This is a genomic window from Achromobacter sp. GQ309, assembly GCF_059759315.1.
The window spans coordinates 634,872-654,604 of record NZ_JCAXDP010000003.1; the positions used below are offsets into that span (position 1 = coordinate 634,872).

The following is a 19,733-nucleotide window of genomic DNA, read 5'->3' on the forward strand; positions in this document are numbered from 1 at the left end:
GGGAAACTTAAGCGGGAAAAATCCAGGCTAAGCGGGAAAATTGACGCGCGCACGAAGCCCTTGGCCGGACGGCGCGTCTTCAAGGGTGATGGATGCGCCGTGGCGGTCGGCAATGGTGCGTGCGATGGCCAGTCCCAATCCGCTGCCATGCGTCGTGTTGCCTTCGGCCCGGTAGAAGCGGTCGAACACGCGTTCGCGCTCATGGACCGGGATGCCGGGTCCCTCGTCGTCGATCATCAGCGAAATGCGGCCCGGGCGGTGGTCCAGGCGCATCCCGATGCGGCCACCGGCAGGCGAGTGCTTGATCGCGTTGTCCAGCAGATTGCGCACCAGCAGCACCAGCGCATCGCGATTGCCCTGCATCTGCGCTTGCGTATCGCCGTCCAGCGTGACGTCGATGGATTTGGCGTTTGCTTCTGGCAGTGTCTCGGACAGCGCCTGCCGCAGCACGTCCGCCAGATCCACCGGCGCCAGCGGCGTCTGCTCCTGGGCGCCTTCCTGGCGCGCCATCGACAGCAACTGCTCGACCAGCCGCGTAGCGCGGTCGATGCCGGCAGTCAGGCGCTGTTCGGCAAGCTGGCGCGCGGCGGGGTCTGCTGCGCGCTGCAGCGCCTGCATCTGCAGGCGCAACGCCGCCAGCGGCGAGCGCAGTTCGTGCGCCGCGTCGCCCACGAATTGCTTCTGCTGCGCAAAAGCGCCGCGCATGCGTTCGAGCAGCAGGTTCAGTTCCTGCACCAGCGGGCGGATTTCATCAGGCAGCCCGCGTACGCTGACGGGCGACAGATCTTCGGGCTGGCGAGCGGCCACCTGGGCGCGCGCGCGCTTGACCGGACGCAGCGACCAACTGACGACGCACCAGATGATCAGCATCAGCAGCGGCGCGGTGGCGGCAATCGGCGCGACGGTGCGCAGCGCAAGGGCGCTGGCCATGTTCTTGCGCACGCGCATGTCCTGCGCCACCTGAATCACCTGGAAGGGCGTGGCCAGCGAATACACGCGATAGGTTTCGCCTTCCAGCTTCGCGTCGGAAAACCCTAATACGATCTGGCTGGGCAGGCGCAGGCGCGAGCGTGAGTTGAAGACGCGCAAGCCGTCCGGCGTCCAGATCTGGATGATGAGGTCATCGGCAACCGGCGATCCGGCGCCGCGCGCATGTGTGGGGCCGGTGCTCAGCAGCCCGTCGCCGGTGCCCAACGACAGGGCGGTGCGCTGCAGCAGCGAGTCGAAGATGTCGTCGGCCTGCGCCAGGGTGCTGCGGTAGGCGATTGCGCCTTGCACGAGCGCGCCGACCGCGATGGCGGCCAACAGAAAGAAAAGCAGCCGGGCTCTCAGCGAATAGCTAAGCGGAATGCTCATGTTTTGGGGATGACATAGCCGACGCCTCTGACGTTCTGGATCAGGTTGGGACCCAGTTTCTTGCGCAGGCCATGAATATAAACCTCAACGGCATTGCTGCTGATGCTGTCTTTCCAGCTATAGAGTTTTTCCTCGAGCTGGGCGCGCGAAAAAATCATGCCGGGCCGCGCGATCAGCGGTTCCAGCACCGCCCATTCGCGCGCGGTCAACGCCACCGGCGCGCCGTCGACCATGGCGGCGTGCGATTGCGGGTCGATGGTAACGCCGTCGTGTTCAAAAATGGGCTCGGCCCGGCCCGCACTGCGGCGAATCAGTGCCCGCATGCGCGCCAGCAGTTCGTCCACGTCATAGGGTTTGACGATGTAGTCGTCGGCACCCGCGTCCAGCCCGGCAATCCGGTCGCTGACCGCGTCGCGCGCAGTGGCGATGAGCACCGGCGTGCGGTCCTTGCGGGTGCGCATGTCGCGCAGCAACGTCAGTCCGTCCCGCTTGGGCAGGCCCAGGTCGAGCAGTACAAGGTCGTAAGGATCGGTGCGCAGCGCAGAGTCCGCCGCGCTGCCGTCCCGAACCCAATCGACGGCGTAGTGTTCCGCGCGCAGGCAGTCCAGTACGCTTTCGCCGATCATCATGTCGTCTTCCACGAGAAGAATGCGCATGGTTTATTCCGCTGGGATGGTCCAAGGGGGTTGGACGCGCGGCGATCAGCGCGAGTTCCCGGCCAGGGTGGCGGGGTGGAGATGAGGGCGGGCAGGGATGAAATGAAAAAAGCAGCCCGAGAGGGCTGCCTTTTTGGAAATCTGGTGCCGGCAATAGGAGTCGAACCTACGACCTTCGCATTACGAATGCGCTGCTCTACCAACTGAGCTATGCCGGCAAGACCATTTGCTTTTGTTTCTGGACCAAGCCGGAAAGCGCTAGCAAAACATCTTTTTTCTTCCAGTTCGTCGGCTTTTTTAGGGCCCGATCTGGAAAGACCGAAACTATATCAGAGTTTTTTCGCGATGGGCAACTAGAAGCGGAAAAAATTCAGAAAAAAACGAGATTTGCATGCGCCGAATTTTTAGTTCATAATTTCGGTCTTGGCAGATCCCCGATAGCTCAGTCGGTAGAGCGACGGACTGTTAATCCGCAGGTCGCTGGTTCGAGCCCAGCTCGGGGAGCCAAAAGAATTTTGGGCCGCTCACGCAAGTGAGTGGCCCTTTTGGTTTTTGCGGTGGTGTTCGCGTCTCTGTGCGTAAAGGTCCACAGCATGGGTATTTACCAAGTGCGCATCGACAACTAAGGCGATCGGCATGAATGACGACAAGCGCGGCCGCGATCAAGGCGGGCAGGGCGACCGGCCGGTGCAAGACAAGCGCATCGGTGTCACCGTCATCTCGGGCTTTCTGGGCAGCGGCAAGACGTCGCTCTTGAACCGGCTGCTGCAAGCGCCTGAGTACGCCGACGCGGTGGTCATCGTTAATGAATATGGCGATATCGGCGTGGACCATCATCTGGTGCGTCTGGCGCCGGACAAGGTCGTGCTGGTCGAGGGTGGGTGTCTGTGCTGCGTGGTCAGCGGTTCGGTGGTCGACACCTTGCGTGATCTCTTCATGCAGGCGCTCGCGCGCAAGATCAAGCCGTTCCGGCGCGTCATCATCGAGACTAGCGGTCTTGCCGATCCGGCGCCCATCCTCTTCACACTGAAGCACGAACGCTTTCTGGCCGAGCGCTACGCGTATCGCGGCGCAATCGTCGTGGTGTCAGCTGCGCACGGCGCGGAACAGCTGCGCGCGCAGCCCGAGGCGGCCCGGCAGCTTGCGCTTGCTGATACCGTCGTAATCAGCAAATCCGATCTTGTCGATGCGGCGCAACTGCACGAAGTCGAACTGGCGATCGAGGCCATCAATCCTGGCGCGCGGCGCTACGTGCAACGCCCGGATGCCCCGTTGGCCGATGGCTTGCTCCAAGGGCCGGACTTGCTTGCTCGTCGCGACGGGAAGGTCACGGCAAAGTGGCTTGGCGCATTCTCGTCATCGGCCGCTGTACGGCATGCGGACGTAAGCAGTTTTTCACTCACGCTGGAAACGCCGATGAGCCGAGCGGCGTTTTTGGCAGGCGTCGCGCCTATCCAGGAGCGCTACGGGCCGGGCGTGCTCCGGATGAAAGGCATCGTGTGTTTCGCCGGTGAATCAAGTCCGTGTGAAGTGCATGGCGTGCATGGCGAGTTGTATCCGTTGCAGTCCTTGAACGAATGGCCGGATGATGTGCGCGTCTCGCGGCTGGTGTTCATCGTTCGCGGCTTGGCCGTGCCGGAGGTGGCTGCCGCTGTGCGTCACGCTTTGGGCCAATCGTCCGCGTGATTGCGCCGAAGGACCCCGTTTCATTGATCGATATTCCGTTGCGGATGCTGCACGGAAATACGGTATAACCGGTACGGTCTGATGCACTTGCCGAGACAGTGATGGATCGACTGAAAGCCATGCAGGTGTTCGTTGAGGTTGCCGATCGGGGCAGCCTGTCGGCGGCCGCCGTGCATCTGGACATGTCTCGCGCCATGGTGTCGCGATACCTGGCCGAGATGGAGCAATGGGTTGGGGTGCGCCTGCTGCATCGCACGACGCGGCGCCTGAGCCTCACGCCAGCTGGCGCCGAAACCCTGCCGCGCTGCCGCCAGATGCTGGATATGGTCGGCGATCTGCACAGCGCCGTCGCCACACCCGAGGATACGCCGCGCGGCCTGCTGCGCATCACGACAAGCATGTCGTTTGGCGCCCGCCATCTGGCGCCGGCCGTCACCGACTACGTCAAACGCCACCCCGGAACGTCCGTGGACCTGATGCTGGTCGAGCGCGCGGTCAATCTGGTGGAAGAGCGGGTCGACCTCGCGGTGCGCATCACCAATGATCTGGATCCCAATCTGATTGCGCGCAAGCTGGCGGTGTGCCGATCGGTGGTCTGCGCCTCTCCGGAATATCTTGCGCGCGAAGGCGTGCCTGCGCGCGTCGAGGATCTGTCATTGCGCAATTGCCTGACCCATTCGTATTTCGGCAAGAGCCTGTGGCGTTTCGAGCGCGATGGCGAGCCGGTCGACGTGCCCGTGGGGGGAAGCATCAGTGCCAACGAAGTCTCGGTGTTGTGCAGTGCCGCCGTGGAAGGGGCGGGTATCGCGATGTTGCCGACGTACTATGCGGCCGAATACATCGCGTCGGGCAAGCTGCAGGTCATCCTGCCCCAATGCAAACCCCAGGAACTAGGCATTTATGGCGTGTACGCCTCGCGCCGGCAGATGCCCCTGATTTTGCGTTCGATGATGGATTATCTAGCCGAGCGGCTGGGGTCGGCGCCGTGGGACAAGCCGGCGGGCTGAGTGGCGGACGGGTGAGGGGTAGGCCGGCGCGGCGGGTTGGCGGGCCGATAACGGGTACGCCGCAGCTTGAGGCCTGAATAGATGGCGGTATAATTTGCCAGCTTTTGACCCAAAAAATACCTAACAATCGTTCCGGCCTGGTGGCAGGCCGGCGCAATCCAGAGCCCGGCTCGGTTTGCGCAAGGGGGCGAGCCGGTCTGGCAGCGGCGTTCGGCCGCACGGCAATGGCCGATGCCCGTCGGTTCTAGTCTTTGCTATCAATCTTCGCGGAAAGGGTTGGTGCCGGAGGTTCCGGCGCGTTCCGCGGCCATATTGGCGATAGGCGTCAGCGTTGCTGGCGCCAGCTTTTCCAGAATTTGCTCAGACGTTTTGCCGCAGCCGCGCAGCCGCGGCAGGCATTCCGCCTTACGGGCGCCGGCGTGGTGGTTTTAGCGCAGGGCAGCGCCATGAGGTGTGGGCGTGGCGGTAAACAGGAACCCAGTGACAATTTCGCAAGCCAACATTGACTGTTGCGTCGCCGCTTTTGCGGCGGCTCGGTCGTTTGCGGGCGAGCGTCGCGTTGGGAGATCCGCGGGTGGCCGCGCCGAGATGCGTGGATTTGGATTCCGCGGCACCGCTGCCGGTGGCGTCGAAACGAATCACGTCGTTGATTTGAGTTGCGGTGCGCGATTGAATCGCGGCACGGGTTCGAAGTGCCACGCGGGTTTGAATTGCCACGCCGATCGCTCGTTTATTTATTTTGAATCCGGCGCCGCAAATGAAAAAGGCCCGGCGAATGCCAGGCCTTCATCAAATTGGTTGCGGGGGCAGGATTTGAACCTACGACCTTCGGGTTATGAGCCCGACGAGCTGCCAGACTGCTCCACCCCGCGTCTGAGAAAAGAATATTAACCTTATTTCCAACCAAGCGCAAGTTAGCCCCTTTTTGAATTTGGATGTCGATGAACGATAGCGAGGCAATACTCGTGCTGGAAACCGCGCTGCTGTGCGCGGTTCAGCCGATGCAGATTTCCGATATGCGCAAGCTGTTCGGGGATGATGAACAATTCGACAGCAGCACGGTGCGCCGGCTTCTGGAGACCTTGCAAGGCAACTGGGCCGACGGCGGGCTGGAGCTTGTACAGCTCGCCTCCGGCTGGCGTTTCCAGAGCCGCCCCAGCATGCAGCGCTACCTGGAGCGCCTCAGCCCTGAAAAGCCGCCCAAGTATTCGCGCGCCGTGATGGAAACGCTTGCTATCGTCGCCTGGCGCCAGCCCGTGACGCGCGGCGACATCGAAGATATCCGCGGCGTGACGGTTTCGTCGCAGATCGTGAAGGCCCTCGAGGACCGCGGCTGGATCGAAGTCATTGGCCACCGCGACGCGCCGGGTCGTCCCGCGCTGTTCGGCACTACGCGCCAGTTCCTTGACGATCTGGGGCTGCGTGCGCTGGACGAGCTGCCGCCGCTGGAAACCGCGCACGCTGCCGCCGCGCTCGCCGGGCTGGATCTGGGCGAAGTGCAGCAGGTGCTGGGCGAGACGCCGGAACCGGCTGATGGCGAGGGCGGTGCGGACGCGTCGCCGGAGCCGGCTGATGGCGAGGGTGGTGCGGACGCGGCGCCGGCGGAAGATGGCGCGCAAGCGGCTGAATCCGGGGCGGACGGCATCGTCCAGCAGGGGGCGGACGCCCCGCAACAAGCGTCGCAAGAAGGCGAAAATCCGCCTGCTGCCGATCCTGATGCCGAATCCTCCGAGATTTTCCCCGTTGCGGAATTGTCTGTTTCGGAAGACGATGTCCCCATAGCGGCCATCGATAGCGTAGAATCCCAGCTTTCGCGCACAGAAGAAGGCGCGGATCCCGCCGACGAATCCACCGTCCGGGAGCAAGCCGAAGGCTTGTCCAATACGCCGCTCTCGTCCGATCTTCCCGACGACAGGGCTGGCAACGACATTTCCGATATGGCCGCCGATGCCTCCGAGGCCGGTGCTGCAAAGGAAAGAGTCGAGAACGCAAAACACGCGGAACCGACTGACCCGACTGACAAGACCGATGCCGAGGCCCCTGGCGACGCCAGGCGTGAGCCCGTTTACGGTCTTGACGAGGCTGTTCAGTCCGAACCCGATGCTGCCGCCGCGGCTTCGGAACAGGCGGACCCCGACCGGTCCGGGTCTGAACCGGATTCGGCGTCCCCAGATGATGACGAGCCTGCTCCCGGCAGGCCTACCCAAGTTTGAAATTCGGAGCTGTCCCAGTGACAACGAATACAGCAATGCAGGACGACACCCCCCGTTCGGATGACGCCGCTGCCGGCGCGCAGCCGGAATCCTCCGCCGCGCGCGAACCGGCCGCCGAGGGCGAAGCCGGCGCCCGCAGCCGCGGCCGCAAGCTGAGGACCCCGTTCCGCCGCCGCCGCGGCGACGCTGCCGCCGAACAGGCGCCCGCCGCCGAAGGGCAGGCCACTGCGCCCGCCGCACCGGTCGAGTCCGTGGACTCCCGGGGTGGCGAGCAGGAAGCCGAGCAGGCGCTGTCCTACCTGGATACGGCTGACCGCATGGAGCAGCGTCTGGGCAAGTACCTGAACAGCGAAGTGGTCATGCCCAAGCTGCACAAGGTGCTGGCCGACGCAGGCATCGGGTCGCGCCGCGAAATGGAAGAGCTGATCGTCGCGGGCCGGGTGTCCGTTAACGGCGAACCGGCGCATATCGGTCAGCGCGTGGGGCCCAACGATCAGGTGCGTGTCAATGGCAAGCCCATCATGCGCACCAACACGAAAAAGCCGCCGCGCGTGATCCTGTATCACAAGCCCGCCGGCGAGATCGTCAGCCACGACGACCCCGGTGGCCGCGCCAGCGTGTTTGCCCGGCTGCCCAAGCTGCGTACCGGCAAGTGGCTCTCGGTGGGCCGCCTTGACCTGAACACCGAAGGCCTGCTGATTTTCACGACGTCGGGCGACATGGCCAACCGGATCATGCACCCCCGCTATGGCACGGAACGCGAGTACGCCGTTCGTGTCCTGGGCGAAATGGACGAGGCGCAGCGCCAGTCGCTGGTCGACGGAATCGAACTCGAAGACGGCTTGGCCGCGTTCGGCGCGCTGGACTACCTGGGCGGCGACGGCAGCAACCGCTGGTACCGTGTCACGCTGCAGGAAGGCCGTAACCGCGAAGTCCGCCGCATGTTTGAAGCGGTCGGCGTCACTGTCAGCCGCCTGATCCGCACGCGCTTCGGCGATGTCGTGCTGCCGCGCACGCTGCGCCGTGGCCGCTGGGACGAACTGGACGCTTCGCTGGTGACCGCGCTGATGGTCCAGTTGGGACTGTTGCGCGATGACGACGATTCGTCGGGCAACCGTCGCCGCTCCAAGCAGCCGCAATCGCACGACAGCGCCTTGCCTCCCGGATTCGGCACGCTCGACCGCAACGGCATGAACGGCGCCCGCATCGGCCGCCGTGGCAAGTTGCAGGGCGGCGGCCTGGGCAGTGCAGGGCAGGCTGCGGCGTGTCCTTCTGATCCTTTCGGCACCGGCCTCATGATCGCCGGTGGTTACGCCAACGGCCACCCGCTCTCGGGCGAACCCGGCCTGGGTAATCGCAAGGGCAAAGCGGGTCCGCGCTCCGCGGGCGCCGGCAAGTCCGGTGGCAAGCAGGGCGGCAAGGCCGGCGGCAAGCCGGGTGGGCGCGCGGGCGGCAACGCACGCGGTCCCCGCGCCGCAGCGAACGCCGCAGCCGGCAATCCGATGGCAAGCAGCCCGGTGGCCGGCAATCCGGTGGCCGGCAATCCGGTGGCCGGCAATCCGGCAGCGGGCGGCATGGGCGATGCGCCGGCTGGCGCTGGCCGCCGTCCTGGCGGCAAGTCCGGTGGCAAGCCTGGCGGCGGCAAGCCGGCTGGCGGCAAACCGGCAGGCGCGCGTAGCGGCAATCCGGGTCGTGGCGGCAAGCCCGCTGCGGGCGGTCGCGGCGGCAACAAGGCCGAAGGCGCGCGCACCGGCGGCAACAACAAGGGTCCGGGCGCCGGTGGCAAGCCGCGTGCGCCGCGTAGTGGCGGTCCCCGCGCCGAAGGCGGCCAGCGTGGCGACGATTGGCAACCCCGCAGCGCTTCGGCTCACGAATCGCGGCTGGGCGTCATGGGCGGTGGCCGGGGGCGTCAGGGTCGCTGATCCCCGCAGGGCGGCCCGCAGACTGCGCCGCCGCCCCGCATCCGTCCCATATAAACGTAAGCCCGTGACGAATCAGGCGATTTTCCCGTTTATCTGGTAAAATCAATGGTTTTCATGGCTTCGCGTCATGGCTTTTTGCTGGAAGCACTGGATTCTTTAAGTGCGCTTTACCGCAAAAAGCACGTCGGCTGCATGCTTGTTGGCTGCATTTGGGCCGATCGGGCGCACGGCCTTGTGGTGGCGTGTTGCTGGCTGGCGTGTGGCCGGGCGCTGTTTGCAGCAATCTCCTTGGCGCGTGCCGCTATTCGCGGAAGGCGCACAGGCGCCTGAGTACCCAGCCAAGTCCGGCGAAAGCCGGGTTCGGCACCGGGTCGGGAAATCAGGGCGGCGCAAGCCAAAAATTAGGTCGCAATATAGGGCACTGCCCAGCATTGCTCCTTACGTGTAGTAGGGAAGCGGCTGGGCTCTGTGCAATATCGGTGGGCTGGGCGTACAGCCCATTTTTTTTGAGTATATGGCTGATTTATTCGCATTGACCGAAGAGGCTCTGGCCGGCATGGACGTCGAACTTGTCGACGTGGAACGTGCCGCCCTGGGCCTTTTGCGCGTCACGATCGATCGGGTCGGCGGTGTGCGCATCGAAGACTGCGAGCAGGTGTCCCGCCAATTGTCGCGGGTCTATGAGGTCGAGAACATCGACTACAAGCGCCTCGAAGTGGGTTCGCCGGGTGTTGACCGCCCGCTGCGCACCGAGGCCGAGTTCCGCCGTTTCGCAGGCGAGCGCATCGAAATCAAGCTGCGTGAGGCATTGGACGGCCGCAAGGTCTTCTCGGGCACGTTGACCGTGCCGGAAGACGAGGCCGCAGCCGACGCAGCTGCTGGGATGCACAAGACCGTGTTCGGTCTCGAATTTGAGGCAAAAAAGAACGAAGTCCAGGTGTTGAATTTCACGGTCGAAGATATCGAGCGTGCAAAACTGGATCCCGTTCTGGATTTCAAGGGCAAAAAGCGATGAGTCGCGAAATTCTTCTGTTGGTCGATGCCTTGGCGCGTGAAAAAAACGTCACGCGTGACGTCGTGTTCGGCGCTCTCGAAAGTGCGCTGGCCTCGGCCATGAAAAAGCGCTTCAAGGATGATGCGGACATTCGTGTTTCCATCGATAGGGAAACGGGAGACCACGAAGGCTTCCGCCGCTGGCTGGTCGTGCCCGACGAGGCCGGTCTGCAAGAACCCGACAAGCAGGAAATGCTGTCGGATGCCGAGGAAATCGTCCCCGGCATCAAGGAAGGCGAGTACATCGAAGAGCCCCTCGAACCCATCGAGTTCGGCCGTATCGGCGCCCAGGCCGCCAAGCAGGCCATCCTGCAAAAGATCCGCGACGCCGAACGCGAACAGGTGCTGAACGACTTCCTGGACCGTGGTGAAACCATCGTGTCCGGAACGATCAAGCGCATGGACAAGGGCGACGCCATCGTCGAAACCGGCAAGATCGAAGCGCGCCTGCCGCGCTCCGAAATGATTCCCAAGGAAAACCTGCGGGTTGCCGACCGCGTCCGTGCCTTCGTGTTGCGTGTTGACCACGCCGCGCGTGGCCAGCAAGTGATCCTGTCGCGCACGTCGCCCGAGTTCATCCGCCAGCTGTTCGAGAATGAAGTGCCCGAAATCGAGCAGGGTCTGCTCGAGATCAAGGCTGCCGCCCGCGATGCCGGCGTGCGTGCGAAGATCGCCGTCGTGGCATACGATAAGCGTATCGATCCCATCGGGACGTGTGTGGGCATGCGCGGTTCGCGCGTGACCGCCGTGCGCAACGAACTCGGCGGCGAGCAGGTCGACATCGTGTTGTGGTCCGAAGACCCCGCGCAGTTCGTCATCGGCGCGCTGGCGCCGGCCAACGTCGAATCCATCGTTGTCGACGAAGACAAGCATGCGATGGACGTCGTGGTGGACGAGGAAAACCTGCCGAAGGCCATCGGCGCCAAGGGCCAGAACGTGCGCCTGGCGTCCGAACTGACCGGCTGGCAGATCAACATCATGACGCCGGAAGAAAGCCTGAACCGCCAGGAAGTCGAGCGTTCGGGTCTGCGCACCACGTTCATGAGCAAGCTGGACGTCGACGAGGAAGTCGCTGACATCCTGATCGACGAAGGATTTACTGGTATCGAGGAAATCGCCTACGTTCCCATGCAGGAACTGCTGGAAATCGAGGCGTTTGACGAAGACACCATCAACGAGTTGCGCGCCCGTGCCCGCAATGCGCTGCTGACCGAGGCAATCGCCCAGGAAGAGCGCCTTGAGACCGCACAGGATTTGCTTGAACTCGAAGGCATGACGCCGGAACTGGCCGCCAAGCTGGCCGAGCGTCAAGTGCATACGCGTGATGATCTGGCCGAATTGGCAACGGACGAACTGGCGGAAATCGCCGGTCTGACCGAACAGGAAGCCAGCGATCTCATCATGCGTGCCCGCGCCCATTGGTTCGACGAAGAATAACCAAAAGGACACGGGTCTGCGGTGGGCGCTGCAGCCGCTTCATCCACCGCAAGTTCACGTTGTTTGTAATAGCTGCCTATAGGGAAGAGAGAGCCTAATGTCGAGTAATACCGTCGCCCAGTTCGCTACCGAGCTGAAAATGCCTGCCAACGTGCTGCTGGATCAGCTGCGTTCGGCTGGCGTTGACCTCAAATCGGTCGACGACTCCGTCACCGACAGCGACAAGGCGAAATTGCTCGAATCGCTGCGTCGCGCGCACGGCGCAACCGAAGGCAAGAAGATCACGCTGACGCGCCGCCAGACTTCCGAGATCCGGCAAGCCGACGCCACCGGGCGTTCGCGCACGATCCAGGTCGAAGTGCGCAAGAAGCGCGTCTTCGTCAAGCGCGACCCGTCCGAACTCGCCGCCGAACAGGCCGCCTCGGCCCGTCCCGAAGAAGAAGTCGCGGCAGACGCCGCACCGCAGGTTTCCGCACCGGCTGCACCCGCAGCTCCCGCGGCGCCTGTCGCCGCAGAAGCTCGCGAAACGGCGCCTGTAGAGGCCGAAGCTCCCGACCAGGCCGAAGCGCCGCAGCAGGAGCCCGTCGCAGCCGAAGCCGCCGCCCCGGCAGAAGCGCCCGCGGCAACCGAATCCGTCGCGGCCGAAGCGCCCGCCCCCGTCGAGGCCCAAGCGCCCGAAGTCCAGGCTCAGCCTGAACCCGAACCGACGCCGGCGCCTGCTCCTGCCGAGCCCGTGGCCGAAGAGGCCAAGCCCGAAATCAAGACTGAAACCACCGAGCCTCTGGCTGAAGAAGCCAAGCCGGAACCTGCTGTGCTAGCCAATAAGTCCGAAACATCTTCCTCCCAGGCCGCCGCGCCTGTCGCCCAGGCGCAGCCTGCCGCGAAACCCGAATCCGTGAAGCCCGCCGCCGCCGCGCCCGCCGCTGCGCCCAAGGTGGGTGGTCGCGTCGACAACCGCCGTGCCGCGCCGCCGCTGGCCGCTTCCGCCACGACCGCAGGCCGCGACGAAGCCCGCCGCGCCGCCGAGGCCGAGGCCGCCGCGCTGCGCGAAATGCTGAACCGTCCCCGCAAGGTGCTGCGCGCGCCTGAGCCCGAGGCGCCTGCCGCCGCGCCGATCTCCGGCACGCTGCACAAGCCTGCCGGCAAGCCCGGCGCCGCCCCCGCGGCCAAGAAGGACGCCAAGCCGGCTGCCCCTGGCGCCAAGAAAACCATCAAGACCGCCGAAGTCGCTTCGACCTGGTCCGATGATTCGTCGCGCAAGAAGCCGGCCGACAAGCCGGCAGCCCCGGCCAGCCGTGACGGCTGGCGTGCGGGTGGCAAGGGCGGTGGCAAGTCGGGCGGCCGTGGTGGCCGTAACCAGCAGAACGACCGCCGCAACGAGCCGGCGCCGCAGGAATTCATCGCACGTGAAGTCCACGTGCCGGAAACCATCAGCGTGGCCGACCTGGCTCACAAGATGTCCGTCAAGGCCGCCGAAGTCATCAAGCAATTGATGAAGCTGGGCCAGATGGTCACCATCAACCAGGTGCTGGATCAGGAAACGGCCATGATCGTGGTCGAGGAACTGGGCCACGTGGCCATCGCCGCCAAGCTGGACGACCCGGAAGCCTTCCTGGACGAATCCGCCACCCAATCCGAAGCCGAGCAACTGCCGCGCGCGCCGGTCGTGACCGTCATGGGCCACGTCGACCACGGCAAGACCTCGCTGCTGGACTACATCCGCCGCGCCAAGGTTGCCGCGGGCGAAGCCGGCGGCATTACGCAGCACATCGGCGCCTACCACGTCCGCACCGAGCGCGGCATGGTGACCTTCCTTGACACCCCGGGCCACGAGGCGTTTACCGCCATGCGTGCCCGCGGCGCCAAGGCGACCGACATCGTGATTCTGGTGGTTGCCGCCGACGACGGCGTGATGCCGCAGACGCGTGAAGCCATCCACCATGCCAAGGCCGCAGGCGTGCCCATCGTGGTGGCCGTGACCAAGATCGACAAGCCCGCCGCCAACCCGGAACGCGTCAAGCAGGAACTGGTTGCCGAGCAGGTCGTGCCGGAAGAATACGGTGGCGACGTGCCGTTCGTGGGCGTGTCCGCCAAGACCGGCCAGGGCATCGACGACCTTCTCGAAAACGTGCTGCTGCAAGCCGAAGTGCTGGAACTGAAGGCGCCCGAAGACGCACCCGCCAAGGGTCTGGTCATCGAAGCCCGTCTGGACAAGGGCCGTGGCCCGGTCGCGACGATTCTCGTGCAAAGCGGCACGCTCAAGCGCGGCGACGTCGTGCTGGCCGGCGCAAGCTTTGGCCGTGTGCGCGCCATGCTCGACGAAAACGGCAAGCCGATCCAGACGGCCGGTCCCTCGATCCCCGTTGAGATCCAGGGCCTGACCGAAGTGCCGGCCGCCGGTGACGAACTGATGGCGCTGTCCGACGAGCGCAAGGCGCGCGAAATCGCGCTGTTCCGCCAAGGCAAGTTCCGCGACGTCAAGCTGGCCCGCCAACAGGCAGCCAAGCTGGAATCGATGTTCGACAACCTCGGCGAAGGCACCCAGACCCTTACCCTCATCGTCAAGACCGACGTGCAGGGTTCGCAGGAAGCCCTGGTGCAGTCGCTGGTCAAGCTGTCCACCGACGAAGTGCGTGTGCAGGTCGTGCACGCCGCAGTCGGCGGCATCTCGGAAACCGACATCAACCTGGCCATCGCCTCGCACGCCGTCGTCATCGGCTTCAACGTGCGCGCCGACGCCAGCGCCAAGAAGCTTGCCGAGAACAACGGCATCGACGTGCGCTACTACAACATCATCTACGACGCCGTGGATGAGGTTAAGGCCGCCATGTCGGGCATGCTGGCGCCCGAGAAGAAGGAAGAAATCATCGGCCTGGTCGAGATCCGCGAGGTGTACAGCATCTCCCGCCTCGGCAACATCGCCGGTTGTATGGTGCTCGACGGCATCGTGCGCCGCGATTCCCAGGTCCGCCTGCTGCGCAACAACGTGGTTCACTGGACGGGGCACCTCGAGTCGCTGCGCCGCTTCAAGGACGACGTCAAGGAAGTCAAGTCGGGCTTCGATTGCGGTCTGACGCTGCGCGGCAACAATGACATCCAGGTGGGCGACCAGCTGGAAGTCTTTGAAATCAAGGAAATTGCGCGCACGCTGTAAAGCAGGCGCCAGGCATTGTTAATGAGCCGTCACAAGTCCAAAGCCATTCCCGGCCGCAATCTGCGGCTGGCCGACCAGATCCAGAAGGATCTGGCCGGGATCATCCAGCGCGAAATCGACACGAAACGCGCTGGACTGATCACGATTTCGGGTGTGGAACTGTCGACCGACTACGCGCATGCCAAGGTGTGGTTCACGGTTTTGGGCGCCGAGCCCGAAGCCGCCACCACCTTGCTGAACGAGAAGGCCGGCTGGCTGCATTCGCAGCTCTACAAGCTTCTGCACATCCACACCGTCCCCACTTTGCGTTTCTTCCACGACGAGCAAGTCGCCCGTGGCATCGAAATGTCGATCCTCATCGACCGCGCAAACCGCCCCGGCCCGCACTCGGGCGTACCCGACGAGCCTGAAGACAAGTCCTGATCGGGCTGTCGTCACTGCTTCATTTTTTTCCGGATTTCGACGATGGCTAAACGACGCGGGCTTGCGCTCGACGGTGTGCTGTTGCTTGATAAACCTGTGGGTTTGTCGAGCAATCACGCCTTGCAGCGCGCCAAACGCGCCATGGACGCGGCCAAGGCTGGCCATACCGGCACGCTGGACCCTTTTGCCACCGGCCTGCTGGTGTGCTGCATGGGCCGCGCCACCAAAATTTCCGGCGCGATGCTTGACGCCGACAAGGCATATCGCGCTACGCTGCAATTTGGATCGGAAACTGATTCCGGCGACCTGACGGGCAACGTCACCGCGACCGCCGAACCCGGTTTTGTTGTCGAGGAACAGGCGCTGCGCGATGCACTGTCACGTTTCTCGGGCACCATCGAGCAGATTCCGCCGATGTACTCGGCGCTCAAGCGCGACGGCAAGCCGCTGTACGAGTACGCCCGCGCGGGCATCGAGCTGGAGCGGGCGCCGCGCAAGATCACGATATACCGCATCGAGCTGTTGTCCCTGACCGGGACGCAGGCAGAGATCGATGTGGCTTGCAGTAAAGGCACATACATCCGAACACTGGCCCAGGACATCGGGCGCGTGCTGGGCTGTTTCGCCCACCTGACGGCGCTGCGGCGCACGCACGTCGGGCCCTTCTCTCTGGAACGCGCCGTTGAACTGGAAGCCTTGCAGGCCATGCCAGACCCCAAGCAGGCATTGCTTGCACTGAACGAATTGCCGGAGGGCTTGCTGCCCTCCACCCTGACCTTAAAGGACTCGCTATGACTCGCGCCTTGCGCAACGTCGCCATCATCGCCCACGTTGACCACGGAAAAACCACCCTGGTCGACCAGCTGCTGCGCCAATCCGGCACCTTCCGCGAAAACCAGGCGCTGACCGAACGGGTCATGGACTCGAACGACCTGGAAAAGGAACGTGGCATCACGATTCTGGCCAAGAACTGTGCCGTTGAGTACGAAGGCACCCACATCAACATCGTCGACACCCCGGGCCACGCCGACTTCGGCGGTGAAGTCGAGCGCGTGCTGTCGATGGTCGACGGCGTGCTGCTGCTGGTTGACGCGGTCGAAGGCCCGATGCCCCAGACCATTTTCGTGACCCGCAAGGCACTGGCCCTGGGCCTGAAGCCGATCGTCGTGGTCAACAAGGTCGACCGTCCGGGCGCCCGCACCGATTTCGTCATCAACGCCACGTTCGACTTGTTCGACAAGCTGGGCGCCACCGACGAGCAGCTGGACTTCCCGGTCGTGTACGCATCGGGTCTGTCCGGTTACGCCGGCCTGACGCCGGATGTGCGCGAAGGCGACATGCGTCCCTTGTTCGAAGCCATCCTGCAACACGTGCCGCAGCGCGAGGACGATCCCAACGGCCCGCTGCAGATGCAGATCATTTCGCTGGACTACAACAGCTACGTCGGCAAGATCGGCGTGGGCCGCATCAACCGTGGCCGTATGCGCCCGGGCATGGAAGTGGCCTACAAGTTCGGTCCCGATGGTCAAGGCGGCCGCGGCCGCATCAACCAGGTGCTGAAGTTCCATGGCCTGGAGCGCGTCGTGGTGGACGAAGCCGAAGCCGGCGACATCGTGCTGATCAACGGCATTGAAGACCTGGGCATCGGTTGCACGGTGATGGATCCGGTCAACCAGGAACCGCTGCCGATGCTGCGCATCGACGAACCGACGCTGACCATGAACTTCATGGTGAACACGTCGCCGCTGGCCGGCCGCGAAGGCAAGTTCGTGACCAGCCGCCAGGTGCGCGACCGTCTGGATCGCGAACTGAAGTCCAACGTGGCGCTGCGTGTGCGCGACACGGGCGACGACACGGTTTTCGAAGTGTCGGGCCGTGGCGAACTGCACCTGACCATTCTGCTGGAAACGATGCGCCGCGAAGGCTACGAGCTGGCCGTGTCGCGTCCGCGCGTGGTGTTCAAGGAAATCGACGGCGTGAAGTGCGAGCCGTTCGAGTCGCTGACCGTTGACGTCGAAGACGCGCACCAGGGTGGCGTCATGGAAGAGCTGGGCCGCCGTAAGGGCGACCTGCAGGACATGCAGCCGGACGGCCGTGGCCGTACGCGTCTGGAATACCTGATCCCGGCCCGCGGCCTGATCGGTTTCCAGAACGAATTCCTGACGCTGACGCGCGGTACCGGCCTGATGAGCCACATCTTCCACGAGTACGCGCCGATCAAGGAAGGCTCCATCGGCGAGCGCCGCAACGGCGTGCTGATCAGCCAGGACAACGGCGACGCCGTGGCCTACGCGCTGTGGAAGCTGCAGGATCGCGGCCGCATGTTCGTCAACCCGGGCGATGCGCTGTACGAAGGCATGATCATCGGCATCCACAGCCGTGACAACGACCTGGTCGTGAACCCGATCAAGGGCAAGCAGCTGACCAACGTGCGCGCGTCGGGCACCGACGAAGCCGTGCGCCTGGTTCCGCCGATCCAGATGTCGCTGGAATACGCCGTGGAATTCATCGACGACGACGAACTGGTGGAAATCACCCCGAAGTCGATCCGTCTGCGCAAGCGCTACCTGCTCGAAAACGAGCGCAAGCGTGCCGCGCGCGAAGCCGCGGTCTGAGCTTGAAGGCGGCAGTCGCCGCCTTGTCGCCGGATCAATGAAAAGCCGCGCACCTTCGGGTGCGCGGCTTTTTTTTGCAACCACTGCGGCCGCCGGCTACACCGCGCCGTGCTGGTGCCGGTACTCTTGCGTTCGCCCGCCATAGCCATAGGCCGCCGCGCGCGCGTCGATCACATGGACGTACGAGCACTCGTGCAGTTCGCCCAGGATCTCCTGGAACGCGGCATAGACGTCCTTGATGAAGCGCGCCTTCTCGGACTTGGTGTTGGTCTCGTCCGTGACGCTGATGTCCAGGTGGAATGCGTTTTTGCCCTGCTCGGACAAAGGACGCCCGCCGATGAACCAGAGTTCGTGCGGAATGTGCTGCAGCGTGATGGCGATGACGGGCAGCTTTTTACCGAGCACGGACTGGGTCAGCCCGGCGATGGATTCGACGATGCGTTGGTCAATGGCGGCATCGGTTGTGCCGGAACGATGGATGACGATGTGGGGCATGACGGCTCTCCGGTTGGGTAGGTACAGGGCCAGTGTAGAAAGCGCGTTGACATCGGAAAAGCGGGAAATTACGATTTCATCCATCGATTTAGCCGTTGGATAAATCATGAGCGGATTCGACCTGGACCAGCTTCGCACGCTGGTTGCGGTGCTGGACGCGGGCAGCCTGACGGCCGCGGCGCCCAAGGTGTTCCTGTCGCAATCGTCCGTCAGTGAACAGATGCGCAAGCTGGAGGACAGGGCGGGCCAGCCGTTGCTGGTGCGCGGCAAAGCGGGCGTGCGCGCCACGCCGGCCGGTCAGCGCCTCCTGGCGCATGCGCGCACGATCCTGGCCCTGAGCGACGAGGCCTACCGCGACCTGCGCGGCGTGGCGCTTCGGGGCGAACTGCGCCTGTGCATCACCGATTACTTCCGGCCGGGGGACGTCGCCCGTCTGCTGCGCCGCCTGAACGAGCAGTATCCGCAGGTGCGGCTGCACGTCACCATCATGAAAAGCGGCGCGATCGAAGCGGCTTACGAGCGCGGCGAGATCGACGTCGGCATATCCATGGTCATCCAGGAGCGGGGCGCGACGCGCGGCCGGGCGGACGGCGCGCTGCTGCGGCGTGAACCGCTGCTGTGGATGGCGGCCGAGGGCGTGACGCCGCCGCTGGCCGAACCCTTGCCGTTGCTGGCGCTGCCGGAAACCTGCGCGCTGCGCCAATACGTAGAGCGGATGTTGTCGCGCCGCGGCGTGCCGTATGCGGTATCGCACGTGGCGTCCGGCGTCGCGGGACTGCAGTTGGCCGTCGCCGCGGGATTGGGCGTTGCGTGCCTGAACGAATCGGCGCTGGGTGCGGGCATGGCGCGGCTGCAGGCGCCCGGCTTGCCGGCGTTGCCATCGGTGGAATTCAGGTTGCTCGCTGCCCGCCCCGGCGAAAGCGAGTTCGTGGGGCTGGCGCGCGAGGCGATCGTCAAGGCGATGACGTAGGCAGCGCCTTGACTGAAGGTTGCGGTGCGTGCGGACAAGCGCGGGCGACGCCCTGTCCGTAGCACAGCCGCCGTGTCAGGCGGGCAGGGAAGGGGCGTACTGTTCGGCGGACATCACCCGTTCATGGAATTCCACGACCTTTCGCACCACCTTGACGGGGTCGTCTTCGATGATGAAAAGATCCAGGTCGTGGGCGCCGATCATGCCGTTGCCGAGCACCTGGTCGCCCAGCCATTCGGCCAGTCCCGACCAGTACTCGCTGCCGACCAGCACGATCGGCGCCGGCGGCACCTTGCCCGTCTGGATGAGCGTCAACGCTTCGAAGAGCTCGTCCAGCGTGCCAAAGCCGCCGGGCATCGCCACGTAGGCGAAGCTGTGCATGAAGAACGCTGCCTTGCGAGGGAAGAAGTACTCGAAGGACAGGCTGATGGTCTGGAATTCGTTGTTGTGGGCTTCGTGCGGCAGGCTGATGTTCAACCCGATGCTCGTGCCTCCTGCTTCAAATGCACCTTTGTTGGCGGCTTCCATGATGCCGGGGCCGCCGCCCGCGATGACTGCGAAGCCAGCTTCTGCCAGCGCCGCGGAGATCGCGATGGTGGTTTCATAGTACGGAGAATTACGGCTGACTCGTGCGCTACCGAAAACGCTGACTGCGGGCCCGATGTGAGCGAGCTTGTCTGCCGCCGTCCTTATCTCTGACATAATCAGCGGAATTTGTTTGCCGGCGGGTGTATCCATATCTGCCT

The 19,733-nt window shown here is 64.2% G+C and carries 15 protein-coding genes and 3 tRNA genes; 12 read left to right on the forward strand and 6 right to left on the reverse strand.

The features are described from left to right. Positions 1-27 precede the first annotated feature (27 nt). From AC6CIE_RS12280 to AC6CIE_RS12290, 3 genes are all read right to left on the reverse strand, one after another. Positions 28-1,356, reverse strand: a complete 1,329-nt coding sequence (locus AC6CIE_RS12280; RefSeq protein ID WP_498092307.1) for an ATP-binding protein — start codon at positions 1,354-1,356, stop codon at positions 28-30. Then, entirely contained in the window at positions 1,353-2,012 is a 660-nt protein-coding gene (locus tag AC6CIE_RS12285) for a response regulator (RefSeq protein WP_175124695.1), read from the reverse strand. Before AC6CIE_RS12285 ends, AC6CIE_RS12280 begins: the two co-directional genes overlap by 4 nt. Positions 2,013-2,154: 142 nt before the next feature. Continuing rightward, a tRNA-Thr gene (locus AC6CIE_RS12290) sits at positions 2,155-2,230 on the reverse strand. 213 nt (positions 2,231-2,443) lie between these two features. On the opposite strand from AC6CIE_RS12290, the gene AC6CIE_RS12295 reads away from it, so the two are divergent. The 3 genes from AC6CIE_RS12295 (at position 2,444) to AC6CIE_RS12305 (ending at position 4,705) form a co-directional block, all read left to right on the forward strand. After that, positions 2,444-2,519: transfer RNA gene (locus AC6CIE_RS12295), tRNA-Asn, on the forward strand. Between the two features lie 129 nt (positions 2,520-2,648). Next, positions 2,649-3,698, forward strand: coding sequence for a CobW family GTP-binding protein (locus AC6CIE_RS12300; RefSeq protein WP_498092308.1), 1,050 nt, complete (start codon positions 2,649-2,651; stop codon positions 3,696-3,698). 101 nt (positions 3,699-3,799) lie between these two features. Continuing rightward, positions 3,800-4,705 carry a LysR family transcriptional regulator gene (locus tag AC6CIE_RS12305; RefSeq protein ID WP_175124693.1) on the forward strand — a complete coding sequence of 302 codons (906 nt, stop codon included), beginning with the start codon at positions 3,800-3,802 and terminating at the stop codon, positions 4,703-4,705. A 795-nt stretch (positions 4,706-5,500) separates the two neighbouring features. Here the strand turns inward: AC6CIE_RS12305 and AC6CIE_RS12310 are convergent. Further along, positions 5,501-5,577: transfer RNA gene (locus AC6CIE_RS12310), tRNA-Met, on the reverse strand. 63 nt (positions 5,578-5,640) lie between these two features. Here AC6CIE_RS12310 and scpB point away from each other — a divergent pair. The 8 genes from scpB to typA all read left to right on the forward strand — a co-directional run bounded on the left by scpB (position 5,641) and on the right by typA (position 17,522). Next, entirely contained in the window at positions 5,641-6,918 is a 1,278-nt protein-coding gene (scpB, locus tag AC6CIE_RS12315; protein ID WP_175124692.1) for an SMC-Scp complex subunit ScpB, read from the forward strand. Positions 6,919-6,953: 35 nt separating this feature from the next. After that, positions 6,954-8,840: a 23S rRNA pseudouridine(2605) synthase RluB gene (rluB, locus tag AC6CIE_RS12320; RefSeq protein WP_498092309.1), complete on the forward strand. Its 1,887-nt coding sequence runs from the start codon at positions 6,954-6,956 to the stop codon at positions 8,838-8,840. Between the two features lie 514 nt (positions 8,841-9,354). Beyond that, positions 9,355-9,855, forward strand: coding sequence for a ribosome maturation factor RimP (rimP, locus tag AC6CIE_RS12325; protein ID WP_175124690.1), 501 nt, complete (start codon positions 9,355-9,357; stop codon positions 9,853-9,855). After that, entirely contained in the window at positions 9,852-11,330 is a 1,479-nt protein-coding gene (gene nusA, locus AC6CIE_RS12330; RefSeq protein ID WP_056322387.1) for a transcription termination factor NusA, read from the forward strand. The genes rimP and nusA overlap by 4 nt, the downstream gene beginning before the upstream one ends. A 97-nt stretch (positions 11,331-11,427) precedes the next feature. Continuing rightward, positions 11,428-14,484 carry a translation initiation factor IF-2 gene (gene infB / locus AC6CIE_RS12335; protein ID WP_175124689.1) on the forward strand — a complete coding sequence of 1,019 codons (3,057 nt, stop codon included), beginning with the start codon at positions 11,428-11,430 and terminating at the stop codon, positions 14,482-14,484. 21 nt (positions 14,485-14,505) lie between these two features. Beyond that, positions 14,506-14,907, forward strand: coding sequence for a 30S ribosome-binding factor RbfA (rbfA, locus tag AC6CIE_RS12340; RefSeq protein WP_175124688.1), 402 nt, complete (start codon positions 14,506-14,508; stop codon positions 14,905-14,907). A 42-nt stretch (positions 14,908-14,949) separates the two neighbouring features. Beyond that, a complete protein-coding gene (gene truB / locus AC6CIE_RS12345; protein ID WP_175124687.1) occupies positions 14,950-15,702 on the forward strand; it encodes a tRNA pseudouridine(55) synthase TruB in 753 nt (250 codons plus the stop codon). Then, positions 15,699-17,522: a translational GTPase TypA gene (gene typA / locus AC6CIE_RS12350; RefSeq protein ID WP_175124686.1), complete on the forward strand. Its 1,824-nt coding sequence runs from the start codon at positions 15,699-15,701 to the stop codon at positions 17,520-17,522. The genes truB and typA overlap by 4 nt, the downstream gene beginning before the upstream one ends. 96 nt (positions 17,523-17,618) lie before the next feature. Here typA and AC6CIE_RS12355 read toward each other — a convergent pair whose 3' ends face one another. Next, positions 17,619-18,017 (reverse strand): tautomerase family protein, encoded by a 399-nt coding sequence (locus tag AC6CIE_RS12355; RefSeq protein WP_498092310.1) that lies wholly within the window; start codon positions 18,015-18,017, stop codon positions 17,619-17,621. A 106-nt stretch (positions 18,018-18,123) separates the two neighbouring features. On the opposite strand from AC6CIE_RS12355, the gene AC6CIE_RS12360 reads away from it, so the two are divergent. Further along, complete coding sequence (locus tag AC6CIE_RS12360; RefSeq protein WP_175137495.1) at positions 18,124-18,987, forward strand: LysR family transcriptional regulator; 864 nt, start codon at positions 18,124-18,126, stop codon at positions 18,985-18,987. Between the two features lie 75 nt (positions 18,988-19,062). Here the strand turns inward: AC6CIE_RS12360 and AC6CIE_RS12365 are convergent, their stop codons facing one another. After that, entirely contained in the window at positions 19,063-19,725 is a 663-nt protein-coding gene (locus tag AC6CIE_RS12365; RefSeq protein WP_496349920.1) for an LOG family protein, read from the reverse strand. Positions 19,726-19,733 lie beyond the last annotated feature (8 nt).

Excerpts from the sequence above, each read along its gene's own strand:
- AC6CIE_RS12280 (WP_498092307.1), bottom strand. The coding sequence starts at position 1,356 with ATGAGCATTCCGCTTAGCTATTCGCTGAGAGCCCGGCTGCTTTTCTTT.
- AC6CIE_RS12285 (WP_175124695.1), bottom strand. The coding sequence starts at position 2,012 with ATGCGCATTCTTCTCGTGGAAGACGACATGATGATCGGCGAAAGCGTA.
- AC6CIE_RS12300 (WP_498092308.1), top strand. The coding sequence starts at position 2,649 with ATGAATGACGACAAGCGCGGCCGCGATCAAGGCGGGCAGGGCGACCGG.
- AC6CIE_RS12305 (WP_175124693.1), top strand. The coding sequence starts at position 3,800 with ATGGATCGACTGAAAGCCATGCAGGTGTTCGTTGAGGTTGCCGATCGG.
- scpB (WP_175124692.1), top strand. The coding sequence starts at position 5,641 with ATGTCGATGAACGATAGCGAGGCAATACTCGTGCTGGAAACCGCGCTG.
- rluB (WP_498092309.1), top strand. The coding sequence starts at position 6,954 with ATGCAGGACGACACCCCCCGTTCGGATGACGCCGCTGCCGGCGCGCAG.
- rimP (WP_175124690.1), top strand. The coding sequence starts at position 9,355 with ATGGCTGATTTATTCGCATTGACCGAAGAGGCTCTGGCCGGCATGGAC.
- nusA (WP_056322387.1), top strand. The coding sequence starts at position 9,852 with ATGAGTCGCGAAATTCTTCTGTTGGTCGATGCCTTGGCGCGTGAAAAA.
- infB (WP_175124689.1), top strand. The coding sequence starts at position 11,428 with ATGTCGAGTAATACCGTCGCCCAGTTCGCTACCGAGCTGAAAATGCCT.
- rbfA (WP_175124688.1), top strand. The coding sequence starts at position 14,506 with ATGAGCCGTCACAAGTCCAAAGCCATTCCCGGCCGCAATCTGCGGCTG.
- truB (WP_175124687.1), top strand. The coding sequence starts at position 14,950 with ATGGCTAAACGACGCGGGCTTGCGCTCGACGGTGTGCTGTTGCTTGAT.
- typA (WP_175124686.1), top strand. The coding sequence starts at position 15,699 with ATGACTCGCGCCTTGCGCAACGTCGCCATCATCGCCCACGTTGACCAC.
- AC6CIE_RS12355 (WP_498092310.1), bottom strand. The coding sequence starts at position 18,017 with ATGCCCCACATCGTCATCCATCGTTCCGGCACAACCGATGCCGCCATT.
- AC6CIE_RS12360 (WP_175137495.1), top strand. The coding sequence starts at position 18,124 with ATGAGCGGATTCGACCTGGACCAGCTTCGCACGCTGGTTGCGGTGCTG.
- AC6CIE_RS12365 (WP_496349920.1), bottom strand. The coding sequence starts at position 19,725 with ATGGATACACCCGCCGGCAAACAAATTCCGCTGATTATGTCAGAGATA.